The following is a 15,897-nucleotide window of genomic DNA, read 5'->3' as shown; positions in this document are numbered from 1 at the left end:
GTACCGACAGGTGGGCTCGATGACCGATTACGCGCCCGGGTCGCCGGAGTTCGTGGCCGACCCGTACCCCGTGTTCGAGCGGCTGCGCCGCGAGTCGCCGGTGTTCTTCCACGAGCCGTCGGATCAGTGGGTCATCACCCGGTACGCCGACGTCAACGCGCTGCTGCGGGACCGGCGGCTCGGCCGGACGTACCTCCACGTCGCCACGCACGAGGAGTTCGGGCGGCCGGCCCCGGCGGAGTCCCTCGCGCCCTTCTGGGACCTCAACAACGCGGGCATGCTCGACATGGAGCCGCCGGACCACACCCGGCTGCGGCGGCTGGTGTCGAAGGCGTTCACGCCGCGCATGGTCGAGGACCTTCGGCCCAGGATCCGGGCGCTCGCCGAGGGCCTCGTGCGCGGCCTCGTCGAGCGCGGCGGTGGCGACCTGGTCGCCGAGGTCGCGGAGCCGCTGCCGGTGACCGTGATCGCCGAGATGCTCGGCGTCCCCGAGGGCGACCGGCACCTGCTGCGGCCCTGGTCGGCGGACATCTGCGGGATGTACCAGCTCAACCCGTCGGAGGAGATCCAGCACGCGGCGGTACGCGCGTCGATCGAGTTCTCCGACTACCTGCGCGACCTGTCCCGCGCCCGCCGGACGGACCCGAGCGACGATCTCATCAGCGCCCTGTGCCAGGTCGAGGGGCTCACCGAGGACGAGCTGATCGGCACGTGCGTGCTGCTGCTCAACGCCGGGCACGAGGCGACGGTGAACGCCACGGGCAACTCCTGGTGGGCGCTGTTCCGCAACCCGGGTGAGCTGGAGCGGCTGCGCGCGGACCACGGCCTGATCGGCACGGCCGTGGAGGAACTGCTGCGGTACGACACGCCGCTCCCGCTGTTCGAACGCTGGGTCCTTGAGGACATCGAGGTCGGCGGCGTGGCGATCCCGCGCGGCGCCGAGGTCGCCCTGCAGTTCGCGTCGGCCTGCCGGGATCCCGAGGTGTTCGCCGACCCGAACGTGCTCGACCTGTCCCGTACGCCCAACCCGCATTTGGCGTTCAGCGCGGGCATCCACTTCTGCCTGGGCGCCCCGCTGGCCCGGGTGGAGCTGGCCGAGTCGTTCCGCGCGATCCTCGACCTCGCTCCGAAGCTGAGCCTCGCTGCGGAGCCGGAGTGGAAGCCGGGCTTCGTCCTGCGCGGCCTACGGGCCCTTCACGTCGAAGCCTGAGCCGTCTCCAGCGCGGCCTGCGGGCCCTTCAAGCCGAAATCTGAGCCGTCTCCAGCGCGGCCTGCGGGCAGCCTTTCCGGTCGAGGTTTGACTCGCCTCCCGCGCGCCCTTCAGACCGAGGTCTGAGCCGTTTCCAGGAAGGTGGGCACGTCGATGCCGACGGTCTGCACCAGCCAGCCGAAGCTGCCCAGGCCTGCCGGGTCGATGAGCTCGGCGTCCTCGCCCGCGGCGCGCAGCGCCTGGATGTAGCCGCGCGGATCGGAGCGGGCCAGCTCGAGGGGGGGACGCTCGCCACGCAGGCCGAGGGCCCGCAGTGCCGCGCGCTGGGTGGTCAGCGCAGTCGCGGTCGCCCCGGCCTGCCGTCCCGCGTCGGCACAGGCGTCCAGGGCGACGTGCGCGGTGATGTCGCAGGAGCCGTCGGGGACCGGGGCGACGCAGCGGCCGTCGCGGTAGCCGGTCAGGGTGCCGTACGGCGGGCGGTGGTCCCGCTCGTGCGCGTAGTCGATGGCCAGGGCCAGACCGCCGTGAAGCCGCTCGAGGACGGACGCCCACGCGGCGCACCGGTGCCGGCCGACCTCCGCGCGGTCGCCGGGCTCGCGCAGCGGCCACCAGCGTTCGAGCCACTCGGCGTCCTCCGCGGCGGGCGTGGGGCCTGGCGACTCGGCGCCGGTCCGCGGGTCGACGACCACGAGGCGGGGACCGTCGCCGGTCAACTCGACGATGTCGAGGGGGACGTTGTCGAGCCACTCGTTGGCGATGACCAGCCCGGTGATCCGCTCGGGCAGGGCGGATCGCCACTCGATCGAGGAGTTCAGGCCCTCCGGGCGCGGGGCGACCTCGACGGCGACCGGGCGCAGCCGTCCGGACAGGCCCGCCACGGGCAGGATCTCGGTGAGGAGCTCCCCGCACCCCGCGCCCACGTCGACGAGGTCGAACCGGGCCGGGTGCCCGAGCGCGGTGTCGACCTCGACGATCAGTCGCGCCACGGCGAGCGCGAACCGGTGTGAGGCGTGCACCGAGGTCCGGAAGTGCGCCGCGGGCCGCTCGCCCCGCGTGTAGAAGCCCTCGGGCCCGTACAGCGCCCGCTCCATCGCCGTTCGCCACCCGACCTGACTCACGTCTTGACCGTACCGCGTGCGCCTCGCGGCGGAGGCCGTGTCAGACCTTCGGTTGACGCGGTTCCCGATGGCCGAACGTACGCTGTTTCGGTGTTCGCGCGTCTTTTCCGCTGGCTTCGGCGGCATCCCCGGCTCGTCGACCTGCTGTGGGCGTTGCCGATCATCGGCATCTCGCTGAGCGTCCTCGAGACGTTCACCCACCCGCGCATCTTCGGCCAGCGACCCATCGCCTGGTACGTCTACCTGGCCCTCGTCGCGGCCATGTGCGTCCCGATGATCTGGCGCCGCCGGTGGCCGCGTGCGGTGTTCGCGTTCGTCGCCTGCGGCGCGTTCGTGCAGTGGCTGCTCGACCTCCAGGTCGCACCGGTGGACCTCAACCTGTTCGTCATGCTGTACCTGATCGCGGCCGAATACGCGTTCGTCTGGTCGATCGCGGCGGCCGCCGTCGTCGAGCTCGGCGCGGTGCTCGCCGTGTGGCGCTGGTGGGTGGATCAGAACGCCGGCGACAAGTGGAGCACGCTGCTCCCCTTCACGATCTTCGTCGGGGCGATCTGGGTGTGGGGGCTCTACGTCAGCACGCGGCGCAAGTACACCGCCGAGCTGGAGGAGCGCGCGAAGCGTCTGGAACGCGAACGGGACGCGCACATGCAGGTCGCGGCGGCGGGTGAGCGGGCGCGGATCGCCCGGGAGATGCACGACGTGATCGCGCACAGCGTCAGCGTCATGGTGGTCCAGGCCGACGGTGCGTCGTACATGGTGGACATCGACCCGGCCCGCGCGAGACGGGCGATGGAGACGATCGGGACGACCGGGCGGCAGGCGCTCACCGAGATGCGGCGCATGCTCGGCGTGCTCCGCGAGAACGACGACGCCGGCCCGTACGCGCCGCAGCCCGGCGTCGAGCAGCTGACCGAGCTGGTCGGCCAGATCCGCTCGGCGGGGCTACCGGTCGACCTCACGGTCGAGGGGGTGCCCGCGGAGCTGCCCACCGCGCTGCAGCTGACGGTCTACCGGATCGTGCAGGAGGCGCTGACGAACACCCGCAAGCACGCCGGACCCGCGGCCACGGCGGAGGTGAACCTCCACTACGGTGATGACTCGGTGGAGATCCGCATCCGTGACGACGGCCGGGGCGCCGCCGCCCCCTCCGACGGGCGGGGGCACGGTCTGGTCGGTATGAGCGAGCGGGCCGCCCTGTACGGAGGGTCGGTGCGCACCGGGCCGCGGACCGGCGGCGGATACGAGGTCTTCGCCCACCTGCCGGTGACCGAGCCCCGACGAGCGGAAACGAGTGCGGCATGACGGACGAGGCGACGCCGATCCGGGTGATGCTCGTCGACGACCAGGAGCTCGTGCGCGCGGGATTCCGCATGGTGCTCGACGCGCAGCAGGACCTGGAGGTCGCCGGTGAGGCCGGCGACGGCGAGCAGGCCCTGCACGTCCTCCGGCACACCACGGCGGACGTGGTGCTCATGGACGTGCGCATGCCGCGCATGGACGGCATCGAGGCGACCCGGCGGATCTGCGCGCTGCCGGACGCCCCCAAGGTGATCATCCTGACCACGTTCGACCTGGACGAGTACGCCTTCGCGGCGCTGAAGGCCGGGGCGGCCGGGTTCCTGCTCAAGGACGCCGGGCCGACCCAGCTGATCGAGGCCATCCACGCCGTGTGCAGCGGCGACGCGGTCGTCGCGCCCAGCACGACGCGTCGCCTGATCGACCGCTTCGTACCGCACCTGCCGGCCGAGGAGCCGGCGCCGGACGGCAGGCTCGACACGCTGACCGCCCGCGAACGCGAGGTGCTCCACCTCGTCGCCAAGGGCCTGTCCAACGGCGAGATCGCGAGCCGTCTCTACGTCTCCGAGGCGACGGTCAAGACGCACGTCGGGCGGATTCTCATGAAGCTGGAGCTGCGCGACCGGGTCCAGGCGGTCGTGTTCGCGTACGAGACCGGCCTGGTCCACAGCGGCACGTCCGACTGAGCGACCCTGGCGGGCGATCCCGCCGCGTGAGCCGGGCGAGACCGGTCTGGTCCACGCGGCACCTCCGATTGAGCAGCCCTGCGGTGTGACGCCGCCGTACGACCCAGGTCTGACAACCGGCGGACATGTCACCGAGAAAGCTGACCGAACGCTCTCCTGCGGGCCGATGGCGGATCGGCGCCCGAAATCTAACTTCGGTCACGGCAATCCTTCCGTGACCGAGGAGTCATCCGTGACAAGCACCGTCGTAGGCGCACCACCCGCCGTCCTGGCCGAGAACGTGGTCAAGGAGTACGGCTCCGGAGAGGCCGCCGTCCGCGCCCTGCACGGGGTGAGCGTGGGGTTCGCCCGCGGCGCCTTCACCGCGATCATGGGTCCGTCCGGGTCCGGCAAGTCCACCCTCATGCACTGCCTGGCGGGCCTGGACACCGTGAACCAGGGCACGATCCGCATCGGCGACGTGGAGGTCACCCGGCTGTCGGACAAGCAGCTCACGCTGCTCCGCCGCGACCGGGTCGGCTTCATCTTCCAGGCGTTCAACCTGCTGCCCACGCTGACCGCCGAGCAGAACATCCTGCTCCCGCTCGAACTGTCGGGCCGTACCCCGGACCGCCGATGGTTCGACCAGGTCGTCGACACCGTCGGGCTGCGGCCGCGCCTGAGCCACCGGCCCAGCGAGCTGTCCGGCGGCCAGCAGCAGCGCGTGGCGTGCGCGCGGGCGCTCGTCAGCCGGCCCGAGGTGATCTTCGCGGACGAGCCGACGGGGAACCTCGATTCCAAGTCCGGGGCCGAGGTCCTGTCGTTCCTGCGCTCCTCGGTGCGGGAGATGGGGCAGACGATCGTCATGGTCACCCACGACCCGGTGGCGGCCTCGTACGCCGACCGCGTGGTGTTCCTGCGGGACGGGCGGATCACCTCCGAGCTGTACGGCCCGACCCCGGACAGCGTCCTGGACGCGCTGAAGAGGCTGGAGTCCTGAGATGCTGAAGACGACACTGGCGGGCCTCCGCTCGCACCTGCTGCGCCTCATGCTCACCGCCCTCGCCATCACGCTCGGCGTGGGCTTCGTCGCGGGCACGTTCGTACTCACCGACACGATGAAGGCCGGGTTCGACCGGCAGTTCACCGCCTCCGCCGACAAAGTCTCGGTGGCCGTCCTCGCAGACGGCGACAAGAAGGTCCCGGAGGCGACGCTGGGCGCGATCCGCGCCGTTCAGGGCGTCGAGGACGCCCAGGGGCAGGTACGCGGCGACGCCCCGCTCCTCGGCAAGAACGGCCGGGTGTACGGCGACACGCCGACGGTGGGCATGTCGATGGCCACCGGGGAACTGGCCCGCTACACGATCGAGAAGGGCCGCGCTCCGGCCGGCCCGGGCGAGGCCGTCCTGGAGAAGACGGTGGCCGCGCACACGGGCTACCACGTCGGCGACACGATCCGGGTGCTGGACAAGAAGAGCGTCCCGCACACGTTCACGGTGACCGGACTGGTCGACGTGGGCGTCGACCAGGAGATCGGCTTCCGCGGCGCCGTCGGCTTCACCAAACCGGTCGCCGCCGAGATGACCGGCGAGCGCGGTTACGTCGAGGTCGACGTCAAGGCCGCCCCCGGCGTCTCCGCGGAGGGACTGCGCACCGCCGTCGCCCAGGCGGCCGGATCGTCGTTCATCACGGTGACGAGCCACGGGCTCGCCAAGCGGCTCGCCGCCCGATCCGGCCTGGACGTCAACCAGATCGCGACGTTCTTCCTGGCCTTCGCGTTCGTCGCGCTGTTCGTGGCCGCCCTCGTCATCTACAACACCTTCAACATCCTCATCGCCCAGCGGACGCGGGAGATGGCGCTGCTGCGCTGCGTCGGCGCGACCAGGGGCCAGGTCTTCCGGGGCGTCCTGATCGAGTCGGCGGTCGTCGGCCTGCTGGCCTCGGTCCTCGGCGTGATCGTCGGAATCGGGCTCGGGTACGGCGCGGCCCTCGTCTTCAACTCCGGGACCGGCATGGCGGGCGGCTCGCTGGTCGTCTCGGCCACCCCGTTCCTCGTCGGCATCCCGGTGGGCCTCGCCGTGACCGTGCTGTCGGCCCTGATGCCGGCCCGCGCGGCGACGCGCGTGCCGCCGGTCGCCGCGCTCCGTACCCAGTCGGAGGGGCCGGTGCGGGGACGGGCCGGAATCATCCGCATCATCGTCGGTGCGCTGCTCACCGCGGCCGGAACCGGGGTGGCCACCCTCGCGCTGACCACCAAACCGGGGCAGGGCCCATTCCTCATGGTCATGGTGGCGGGCGCGCTGGTCTTCCTGGGCGTCGTCGCGCTCAGTCCGCTGCTCGTACGGGCGCTGAGCGGGATCGTCGGGGGGCTGCCCGCGCGGATCTTCGGGGTGCCCGGCCGCCTCGCCCTGGCGAACTCCCGGCGCAATCCCAAGCGCGCGGCGGTCACCACGGTGGCGCTGACGGTGGGCGTCACGCTGATGACGATGTTCTCGGTGGCGCTGGCGTCCGTACGGTCGACGGCGGACCACAGCCTCACCCACCAGTACCCGGTCGACTACCAGCTGAGCGCGCAGGCGAGCACGCAGGCGAGCGAGGACCGGCCGATCCCCGGCGGCGCGGTCGCGCGGCTGCGCGCCCAGCCGGACTTCTCGGCCGTCATCGAGGTCCACACGGCGTCCGCCAAGGTGAACGGGCAGGACGGGGACGTCGGGTCGATGACCCAGCGCTACCTCGGCCGTGATCTCAAGCCGACGGTCGCCTCCGGCTCGCTGGCCGACCTGCGACCGGGCGCCGTGGTGCTGCACCAGGACCAGGCGCGCGGGCTCGGCGCGCGGGTCGGCGGGACGGTGTCCCTGCAGACCCGCCAGGGCACCGCGACGCTGCGCGTGGTTGCGATCGTGTCGGGCGAGTCCATCCTCCCGGACATCCTGCTCGACGAGACGGACTTCACGCGGTCGTTCGGCTCGAAGGACCCGGACCGGGTCTTCCTGATCGCGAAGAAGGGGGTGTCGGCGACCACCTCGCGCGCGGCCGTCGATACGGCACTCAAGGACTACCCGATCGTGCGGGTGGCCTCCGCGGCCGACATCAAGAATCAGCTGTCGGACGCCCTGGACCAGGTGTTCCTGATCGTCGCGGCCCTGCTCGCGCTGGCGATCGTCATCTCGCTGATCGGCATCGCGAACACCCTGACCCTGTCGGTGGTGGAGCGGACCCGGGAGTCGGCGCTGCTGCGGGCGCTGGGCCTGACCCGGAGGGGGCTGCGCCGGATGCTGTCGCTGGAGGCCCTGATCATCTCGGTGATCGGCGCGCTCATCGGCGTGGTGCTCGGCGCGGCGCTCGGCTGGGTCGCGATCTCCGCCGCCATCGACAACGCGGTGCTCGGTCTGCCGATCGGCCGGATCGTCCTGTTCCTCGTCCTGGCGGCCGTCGCCGGCGTGGTCGCGGCGATCATGCCCGGAAGGCGGGCCGCGCGGACGTCGATCGTCGAGTCGCTGGCCGCCGAGTAGAGGCGGTCAATGTCGACAGACGGCGACAATGCAGTCACTTATTGTAACGATGCGATTACGCCCAGGTAGATCCGCTTACTATTACCTAGGAGTATCTGGATAACTACCGTACGTACCGGCCGCCCTTCGGGGCGGCTGTGAACCGAAGTACGGGAGGAATTCAGGTGCTCAAGAAGCTCACCGCGGCCGGGGTGGCCGCAGCGGCCGTCACCGGCGCGCTGCTGTTCGCCGCCCCCGCCAACGCCGGGATCATCGGCACGAGCGGCGAGGGAGGCGTCCTGTCCGGAAACCAGGTCATCGTGCCGATCACGGCCCCGATCAACGTGTGCGGCAACGCCGTCTCCGTCCTCGGCATCGCGGGCGCCGGCTGCAAGGGCGGCGCCTCGGTCGGCGGCGGCCACTACCACCGCCCGCCCTACTACCGCCCGCCCTGCCACCGTCGGCACCGGCCGCCGTGCCACCGCCACAACGGGTGGTCGTCGTCCTGACCCGCTGACCCCCGAGCAAGCGTGCTCCGGCCCGCCCGCAGTGCCACCGGGCGGGCCGGTGCGCTTTGTCGATTCCGGCCGAAGGTAGTCTGTGGCGGCACCGTCCGGTACCCGTAAAGGACTGGAACGACCATGACCGAGCGAAGTCGGCTACTACCCCTCTCCATGCCTCTGCGGACGGAGGCCGGATGACCGCGTCCCACGACCGGCCGGGACGGCTGGCCGTCGGCGTGGTCGGAGTCGGCCGCGTCGGCTCGGCCCTCGGCCACGCACTCACCCTTGCCGGCCACACGGTCGTGGCCGCCGCCGGCGTCTCCGATGCCTCGCACGAACGCGCGCGGGCGCGACTCCCCGGCGTTCCGCTCCGTCCCGTCCCGGACGTCGTCGCCGCCGCCGACCTGGTCCTCCTCGCCGTTCCCGACGACGCGCTCCCGCCGCTGATCGCGGGGCTGGTCGCCACCGACGTCAAGGTCGAGGGCAAGCTGCTGGCGCACACGAGCGGCCGGTACGGCGTCCGCGTCCTCGACCCCGCCACGCGCGCCGGCGCTCTCCCGCTCGCCCTCCACCCGGTGATGACCTTCACCGGACGGCCCGACGACGTCGATCGGCTGGCCGGCATCTGCTTCGGCGTGACCTCGCCCGAGCCGCTGCGCCCCGTCGCCGAGGCCCTCGTCGTCGAGATGGGAGGCGACCCCGTCTGGATCCCCGAGGAGCGGCGCGCGCTCTACCACGCGGCGCTCGCCGGCGGCGCGAACCACCTCGTCACTCTCGTGGCCGAGTCGATGGACCTGCTGACGCGGGCGGGCGTCGAGGAGCCCGGCCGGATGCTCGGGCCCTTGCTCGGCGCCGCGCTCGACAACGCCCTACGGCTCGGCGTGCGAGGCCTGACCGGGCCCGTGGTCCGCGGCGACGCCGGCACGGTCGCCGAGCACGTCACCGAACTCACCCGCGTCTCGCCCGAGGCACTGGGCGCGTACGTCGCGCTGGCCCGGCTCACCGCCGACCGCGCGCTGGCCGCCGGGCTGCTCCGCGCGGAGGACGCCGAGCGACTGCTCGACGTCCTCGCGGGCGGCCGTGGCGAAGACACCGAGGGGAACCGGCCATGACACCCGTCATCGCTCGCACACGTGAGGAACTCTCCGCCGCCCGGGCCTCCCTGCACGGGACCGTGGCGCTCGTGCCGACCATGGGAGCGTTGCACGAGGGCCACCGGTCGCTGCTGCACCGGGCCCGCGAGGTCGCCGACGTCGTCGCGGTGAGCATCTTCGTCAACCCGCTGCAGTTCGGGCCGAACGAGGACCTCGACCGGTACCCCCGGACGCTCCCCGACGACATCGAGGTGTGCGCCGCGGAGGGCGTCGACCTGATCTTCGCGCCCACGGTCGACGTCATCTACCCGCCCACCGCGCTCGGCGCCCGGGTCACGGTCGACTCCGGCCAGATGGGCACGATCGTGGAGGGCGCCTGCCGCCCGGGCCACTTCGACGGCGTGCTCACCGTCGTCCTCAAGCTGTTCAACCTCGTCCGCCCGGACTTCGCCGTCTTCGGTGAGAAGGACGCCCAGCAGCTCGCGATGATCCGCCGGATGGTCGCCGACCTGAACGTCCCCGTCCGCATCGTCGGCTCCCCGACCGTGCGTGAGGAGGACGGGCTCGCGCTCTCCAGCCGCAACCGTTACCTGTCCCCGGCCGAGCGCCTCACCGCCGTGTCGCTGTCCATGGCCCTGCGCGCGGGCGCGGACGCGGTCGACGACGGCCCCGCCAAGGTCGTACGCGCGGCGCGGACCGTACTCGACGGGGCGATCGCGAGCGACCCGCCGTTCGACCTCGACTACCTCGTGCTCGTCGACCCGGAGACGTTCCAGGAGGTCGACGACGCCCACACCGGTCCTGCCGTCCTCGCCGTCGCCGGCCGGGTCGGCACCACCCACCTGATCGACAACGTCTCCCTCCACTTCGGCCCCGCGGAGTGACGCCCCCTCTTCCGCCCGTCGGCCGCGGCCCGGAACGAGGAGCCGCCGACGGCCTTGTAGGGTGAGCGAATCGCCCTTGACTTGCAGAAAGCGCAGGCAGGGAGCCTAGGTTCGGGAGTGCCGCGATGTTCCGCACGATGTTCAAATCGAAGATCCACCGTGCCACGGTGACGCAGGCCGACCTGCACTACGTCGGCTCGCTGACGATCGACGAGGACCTCATGGAGGCGGCGGACCTGCTGCCCGGCGAGCAGGTCCAGATCGTCGACATCGACAACGGCGCCCGCCTGGAGACCTACGTCATCACCGGCCCGCGCGGCAGCGGCGTGATCGGCATCAACGGCGCCGCCGCGCACCTGGTGCACCCCGGCGACCTGGTGATCATCATTAGCTACGGCACGATGGCCGACGCGGATGCCCGGTCGTTCCAGCCGCGCGTCGTCCACGTCGACCGCGACAACCGCATCATCGACCTGGGCACCGACCCCGCCGAACCGGTCCCGGACACGACGACCGTCCGCGGCGACGCCGTGGAGGACGTCCCCGCCTGACCCCGTCCGAGATCGGTCAGCGCGACGCCGGAAGGCGGCCGGCCGCGACGGCTGCGCCGAGGACGTCCAGGTAGTCGCGCTGGTGGACGATGTGGCCGTCGCGGATCGTGAGTACGAGGAGGTTCGCGATCGAGCACGGTAGGCCGCTCGCGGTCGCCGCCCCGACGATCGCGTGCTCGGCGACGATCACGTCCGGGTCGGTGGTCTCGTGCACGACGACGTCGCGGAACTCCTCGATCCGCACCGCCCGCCCGAAGGCGGCGCGCAGGTGCGCGCGGATCTCCTCCCGACCGTGCAGGGAGCGCGGAAAACCGGGCGCGGTGAACGGGAACTTCAGGACCGCGTCCGCCGCGTACAGGTCGGCGTAGTCGTCGGGCGACCCGTCGAGCACCGCCCGCCGTATGCGGTCGTAGACCGCTGCGCCCGGCCCGGACTCCGTGCCCGGCCCGGACGCTATGCCCGGCCTGGACGTCGCGCCCGGCGCGGGCGCGGGACTGTTCGCCGGCTCCGGAGGGACGGGGCGACCGCCGACGCCGGCGAGGAGAGCGTCCACCGTCCCGAGGGCCTCGGCGATGGCAAGGACGTTCTGATACTCGCGCCACAGCAGCACGCGGCCGTCGCGGACCCGCAGGACGAGAACGAACGGGGCGGAGGCGGAGCGGCCGGTGGTCGTGACCGTGCCGGCCATCGTGTACTCCACGACGATGACCTCCGGGTCGGTGGTCTCGTGCACCACGACGTCGCGGAACTCCTCGAACCGTACGGGCATCGCCGCGCGGCTCGCCTCGGTGTGGGCGGCGAACTCCGCGCCGCCGTGGAAGCGCCGGGGACTTCCCGGGGGCGCACAGGGCAGCTCGATCGTGATGTCGTCGGAGTGGTCGGTCCATGCTCCCCATTCGCCCGCGAGGACTCTGTCCCGGAAGCGTTCGAAGACCTGCAGGGGGCCGGTGGATGTGGGCATGCGAATACCTCCATTCGCTCAACGTTCGTTGAGGCTCAACGAGCGTAGAGTGAAATCGAGTATCCGGTCAACGCCTGTAGAGTCAGGTCGTGGAAGACGCGAACCAGCCGATGACGCGGGCGGAGCGGAGACGGCGCACGGAGGCGCGGATCCTCGCCGCCGCCCGCGAGCGATTCGCCGAGGTCGGCTACGACCGCACGACGATCCGGGCGGTCGCCGGTGGGTCCGGCGTGGACCCCGCGCTCGTCATGCAGTACTTCGGCGACAAGAAGGAGCTGTTCCGCCGTGCCGTCGAGGTGCCGCCGGACGAGGAGCTGCCGGACGACCCCGTGCAGCTCACCGAGCTGCTGTTGTCCATCGTCGGAGTGAAGCTGAGCGAGCTCCCGCAGACGTCGCTGCCGCTCCTCCGCTCGACCTTCACCCACCCCGAGGCGACCGAGCGGATGCGGGACGCGATGACCCGGCAGGTCGAGCAGGCGAGCGCCGTCCTGCCAGGCGAGGAGGCCGAGCTGCGGTCCGCGCTCATCCTGGCCATCCTGTTCGGCGTGTCCACGGGGCGGAACCTCATCGGGCTCGGCCCGCTGCGCGACGCGACGCCGGAGCAGATCACGCGACTGCTGCGCCCCTGCATCGAGGCGCTGACCGGAACGCCCGGCCGCGATCCTCAGGGCCGATCCGAGGCGTGACGTTCAGCGGCGCTCAGCGATGGGCGTTGCGCGGGTGGTTCTTCGCGGCGCGCTCGTTGCCGCGCCGGTAGTTGCCGGTCCAGCGCGCCATGACCTCCTGCGGGTCGCCCAGCTCGACCTCGCTCAGGAACGCCGCCGCGCGTTCGCCGCGCACGGTCGTCGCGGCGCGGCCCCGGTGCTCGATGAGCACTGAGCCGTCCGCGCGGATCGTGTAGTCGAAGCCCTCCGGAGCGGCCATGCCGCGCATCCTGGCACCCTGGGCGCCCGGGCACCACCGAATTTCGCGAGGCTCAGCCTTGATCCGCCCTTGCCCGTAGCTCGGGGAGCAGGGCGGCGATCCGGTCGAGCTGGTCTCGCTGGGCGCGCAGGTCCAGGGCGCCGAGGCGGATGACGAGGTGGCGCGCTCCCGCGGCGACGTACCGGTGCGGGGCATGGTCGCGGGCGGGATGTCGTCGAATCGGAGGATCTCGCCGTGGAAGGAGGTCGCTCCGTTCCACAGGTCGCGCCAGAGGGTCACGGTCTCGTCCAGCCGCGCGAAGCGCCGTTCCCATGGCACCTCCGACAGGGTGTAGAAGGGCCGTCCGAAGCGGCCGGGGAAGCCCGCGCCGACCGCCACCGTCAGCCGGCCGCCGGACAGCAGGTCGATCGACGCCAGTTGCTGCGCGGCCTGGATCGGGCGGCGCAGGAACGGCAGCAGCGCGCCGGTCCCCAGCGTCACGCGCTCGGTGGCCGGGGCGAGCGCGGCGAGCATGGTCAGCGCCTCGATGCGCGGGCTGATCAGGGAGTCGTTGACGAAGAGCGAGGAGAACCCCGAGCGCTCGGCGTGGACGCCGAAGGCGACGAGGTCGCGGGGGGCGCCGTCCGGGCCCCACTGGGCGCTTCCGGTCGGCAGCAGCACACCGATGTCCATGCCGACGATGTTCACGGCCGCCGTAGGGCGTCCACAATTCCCTGCGGGGAATGGGACTACGAGCCGGGGGTGACGTGGCCGTTCTCCGAGGCCCACGCGGCGATCTCTACTCGGTTGCGGAGGCCGAGTTTGCGATGGAGGTTCGCGACGTGCGTTTTAGCGGTGCCGGGTGTGATGAACAGTTCGGCGGCGATCTCGGCATTGGTACGGCCGCGGGCGATCAGCAGTAGAACCTCCGCCTCGCGCTGGGTCAGCCGCGGCTCCGTCACCGGCGCGGGCGGGCGACGGGTCGCGAAGTGGTCGAGGAGGCGTACGGTGATCGCCGGGCTGATGAGGGCGTTGCCCTCGGCCGCGGCGCGGACGCCCTCGACGAGCAGGGCGGGGCCGGACCTCTTGCGCAGGAAGCCGCAGGCTCCGGCGCGCAGGGCCGCGTGGACGTACTCGTCGAGGTCGAAGGTGGTGACGACGACCACCGGAAGCGGGTCGCGTACGTCCGGGCCTGCCAGGAGCCGGGTGACTTCCAGGCCGTCCCGGCCGGGCATCCGGATGTCGGTCAGCACCACATCGGGACGCTCCCGCCGGGACAGTTCGACGGCGGCGATGCCGTCGGCGGCCTCCCCGACGACCCGGATGTCAGGCTGAGCGTTCAGGATCATCCGGAATCCGCTGCGGACGTCATCCTGGTCATCGGCGATGACGACCCGGCTGATCACGACGGCGAGCGTACACCGCCAGGCAGTGGCAGGACGGCCGTCACCTCCCAGCGTCACCAACGTCGAGCGCGATCTGAGCGGCACGACACCCTGGTGGAGATAGCGGACCCGGAGGAATGGGACATTGGGGGCGAGCGGTTATAGTCAATCTGACGAGAACTCGCCTCAGGAGGAGGGCTCATGATCCCTCGACGCCTCACCGCCCCCGAACCCGGCTGGACCACTGACGCCGACATCGTCGTGATCGGCTCCGGCATCGCCGGACTCGTGACGGCGCTGCGGGCCCGTACGGCAGGACGAGTGCTGCTCGTCACCAAGGCGCTGCTCGACGACGGGTCCACCCGATGGGCGCAGGGAGGCATCGCGGCGGCCCTTCACCCGGACGACTCCCCGGAGGAGCACCTCCAGGACACGCTCACCGCCGGTGTCGGCCTGTGCGACCCCGAGGCCGTACGCGTGCTCGTGACCGAGGGCCCGGACGCGGTGCGGCGGCTGATGGAGCTCGGCGCCGAGTTCGACCAGAACGACGACGGGGGCATCGCGCTGGCCCGCGAGGGCGGGCACCTCAAGCGCCGCATCGCCCACGCGGGCGGGGACGCCACCGGCGCGGAGATCAGCCGTGCGCTGCTGGCGGCCGCCAAGGACCAGGGCATCGAGGTGATCGAACACGCTCTCGTGCTCGACCTGCTGATGGAGGGCGGCCGGGCCGCCGGCGTGACGCTGCACGTCATGGGGGAGGGACGCCGCGACGGTGTTGGAGCGGTCCACGCCCGCGCGGTGATCCTCGCGACCGGCGGGCTCGGCCAGGTCTTCCAGGCCACCACCAACCCGGAGGTGTCCACCGGCGACGGAGTCGCGCTCGCGCTGCGCGCCGGCGCCGCCGTCGCGGACCTGGAGTTCGTGCAGTTCCATCCCACCCCGCTGTGGCTGGGACCGGGTGCGAAGGGCCGGCAGCCGCTGATCTCCGAGGCCGTCCGGGGCGAGGGCGCGTTCCTCATCGACGAGCGGGGGGACCGGTTCATGGTCGGGCGGCATCCCCTGGCCGACCTCGCCCCGCGTGACGTCGTCGCCAAGGGGATCATGACGATGATGCGGGAGACCGGCGACCCGTGCGCGTTCCTCGACGGCCGGAACCTCGGGCCCCGCATCTGGGCGACGCGTTTCCCGACGATCCTCGCGGTGTGCGAGGAGCACGGCATCGACCCGGTGACCGAGCCGATCCCGGTCCGTCCCTCCGCCCACTTCTCCAGCGGCGGCGTCCGGACGGACCTGTGGGGCCGTACCACCGTCCCGGGCCTGTACGCCTGCGGCGAGGTGGCCTGCACCGGCGTGCACGGCGCGAACCGGCTCGCGTCCAACTCCCTCCTCGAGGGTCTGGTCTACGGGCAGCGGATCGCCGAGGTGCTGCCCGGCGACCTCGCCGGCGAAGCCCCCGTGGCGGCGGCGCGCGGCGACCTCCCGGAGGCGCGGTTGCTCGACCCGAGCGTGCACGCCGAGGTGCAGCGCATCATGACGGCGGACGCGGGCGTGCTGCGGAACGGTCCAGGTCTGGAGCGGGCCGCCGACCAGCTTGCCGCCCTCTCGGGCCGGACGACCGACAAGCCGTGTACGGAGGCGTGGGAGGCGACCAACCTGCACACCGTCGCCTCCCTGATCGTGGCGGCGGCACGGCGCCGGGAGGAGACTCGGGGCAGCCACTGGCGGGAGGACTTCCCCGACGCCGACGAGACCTGGCGGGGTCACCTGGTGTCGACCCTCGCCGACGACGGAACCCTCACCACGAGCTACGACCCCCAGGAGCTGTCATGAGCGAGC

At 72.1% G+C, this 15,897-nt stretch carries 15 protein-coding genes; 11 read left to right on the top strand and 4 right to left on the bottom strand.

Going from position 1 to position 15,897, the window contains the following annotated elements; genetic code table 11:
* Positions 1 to 19: 19 nt before the first annotated feature.
* Positions 20 to 1,210 carry a cytochrome P450 gene (locus AB0I04_RS16715; protein WP_360885023.1) on the top strand — a complete coding sequence of 397 codons (1,191 nt, stop codon included), beginning with the start codon at positions 20 to 22 and terminating at the stop codon, positions 1,208 to 1,210.
* Between the two features lie 110 nt (positions 1,211 to 1,320).
* On the opposite strand, the gene AB0I04_RS16710 is transcribed toward AB0I04_RS16715, so the two are convergent.
* Positions 1,321 to 2,328 carry an SAM-dependent methyltransferase gene (locus tag AB0I04_RS16710; RefSeq protein WP_360885020.1) on the bottom strand — a complete coding sequence of 336 codons (1,008 nt, stop codon included), beginning with the start codon at positions 2,326 to 2,328 and terminating at the stop codon, positions 1,321 to 1,323.
* 90 nt (positions 2,329 to 2,418) lie between these two features.
* Here AB0I04_RS16710 and AB0I04_RS16705 point away from each other — a divergent pair, with 90 nt between their 5' ends.
* From AB0I04_RS16705 to panD, 8 genes are all read left to right on the top strand, one after another.
* Positions 2,419 to 3,630, top strand: a complete 1,212-nt coding sequence (locus AB0I04_RS16705; RefSeq protein ID WP_360885018.1) for a sensor histidine kinase — start codon at positions 2,419 to 2,421, stop codon at positions 3,628 to 3,630.
* Entirely contained in the window at positions 3,627 to 4,310 is a 684-nt protein-coding gene (locus AB0I04_RS16700) for a response regulator transcription factor (RefSeq protein WP_360885015.1), read from the top strand. The genes AB0I04_RS16705 and AB0I04_RS16700 overlap by 4 nt, the downstream gene beginning before the upstream one ends.
* 232 nt (positions 4,311 to 4,542) lie before the next feature.
* On the top strand, positions 4,543 to 5,289 hold the full coding sequence (locus tag AB0I04_RS16695; RefSeq protein ID WP_360885013.1) for an ABC transporter ATP-binding protein: 747 nt from the start codon (positions 4,543 to 4,545) through the stop codon (positions 5,287 to 5,289).
* A gap of 1 nt (position 5,290) precedes the next feature.
* On the top strand, positions 5,291 to 7,801 hold the full coding sequence (locus tag AB0I04_RS16690) for an FtsX-like permease family protein (protein WP_360885010.1): 2,511 nt from the start codon (positions 5,291 to 5,293) through the stop codon (positions 7,799 to 7,801).
* A gap of 164 nt (positions 7,802 to 7,965) precedes the next feature.
* Complete coding sequence (locus AB0I04_RS16685) at positions 7,966 to 8,289, top strand: chaplin (RefSeq protein ID WP_360885007.1); 324 nt, start codon at positions 7,966 to 7,968, stop codon at positions 8,287 to 8,289.
* 188 nt (positions 8,290 to 8,477) lie between these two features.
* A complete protein-coding gene (locus tag AB0I04_RS16680; RefSeq protein ID WP_360885005.1) occupies positions 8,478 to 9,395 on the top strand; it encodes a DUF2520 domain-containing protein in 918 nt (305 codons plus the stop codon).
* Positions 9,392 to 10,261, top strand: coding sequence for a pantoate--beta-alanine ligase (gene panC / locus AB0I04_RS16675; RefSeq protein WP_360885003.1), 870 nt, complete (start codon positions 9,392 to 9,394; stop codon positions 10,259 to 10,261). The genes AB0I04_RS16680 and panC overlap by 4 nt, the downstream gene beginning before the upstream one ends.
* A 125-nt stretch (positions 10,262 to 10,386) precedes the next feature.
* A complete protein-coding gene (gene panD, locus AB0I04_RS16670) occupies positions 10,387 to 10,812 on the top strand; it encodes an aspartate 1-decarboxylase (protein WP_360885001.1) in 426 nt (141 codons plus the stop codon).
* 16 nt (positions 10,813 to 10,828) lie between these two features.
* On the opposite strand, the gene AB0I04_RS16665 is transcribed toward panD, so the two are convergent.
* Positions 10,829 to 11,773: a nuclear transport factor 2 family protein gene (locus AB0I04_RS16665; protein ID WP_360884997.1), complete on the bottom strand. Its 945-nt coding sequence runs from the start codon at positions 11,771 to 11,773 to the stop codon at positions 10,829 to 10,831.
* An 89-nt stretch (positions 11,774 to 11,862) separates the two neighbouring features.
* Here AB0I04_RS16665 and AB0I04_RS16660 point away from each other — a divergent pair, with 89 nt between their 5' ends.
* Positions 11,863 to 12,459, top strand: a complete 597-nt coding sequence (locus AB0I04_RS16660; RefSeq protein ID WP_360884995.1) for a TetR family transcriptional regulator — start codon at positions 11,863 to 11,865, stop codon at positions 12,457 to 12,459.
* Positions 12,460 to 12,472: 13 nt separating this feature from the next.
* Here the strand turns inward: AB0I04_RS16660 and AB0I04_RS16655 are convergent, their stop codons facing one another.
* Both AB0I04_RS16655 and AB0I04_RS16650 read right to left on the bottom strand, forming a co-directional pair.
* Entirely contained in the window at positions 12,473 to 13,369 is an 897-nt protein-coding gene (locus AB0I04_RS16655) for an LLM class flavin-dependent oxidoreductase (protein ID WP_360884993.1), read from the bottom strand.
* 56 nt (positions 13,370 to 13,425) lie between these two features.
* On the bottom strand, positions 13,426 to 14,082 hold the full coding sequence (locus tag AB0I04_RS16650) for a response regulator transcription factor (protein WP_360884991.1): 657 nt from the start codon (positions 14,080 to 14,082) through the stop codon (positions 13,426 to 13,428).
* 180 nt (positions 14,083 to 14,262) lie between these two features.
* Between AB0I04_RS16650 and AB0I04_RS16645 the strand changes: the two genes are divergently transcribed.
* Positions 14,263 to 15,891, top strand: a complete 1,629-nt coding sequence (locus AB0I04_RS16645; protein ID WP_360884988.1) for an L-aspartate oxidase — start codon at positions 14,263 to 14,265, stop codon at positions 15,889 to 15,891.
* Positions 15,892 to 15,897: the final 6 nt, after the last annotated feature.

Origin of the sequence: Actinoallomurus sp. NPDC050550, from assembly GCF_040655075.1 — a bacterium.
In the GTDB taxonomy this organism is placed as follows: Bacteria; Actinomycetota; Actinomycetes; order Streptosporangiales; family Streptosporangiaceae; genus Actinoallomurus.
The sequence above is the reverse complement of the archived record's forward strand: the minus strand, read 5'-3'. Positions and strand labels throughout refer to the sequence as shown.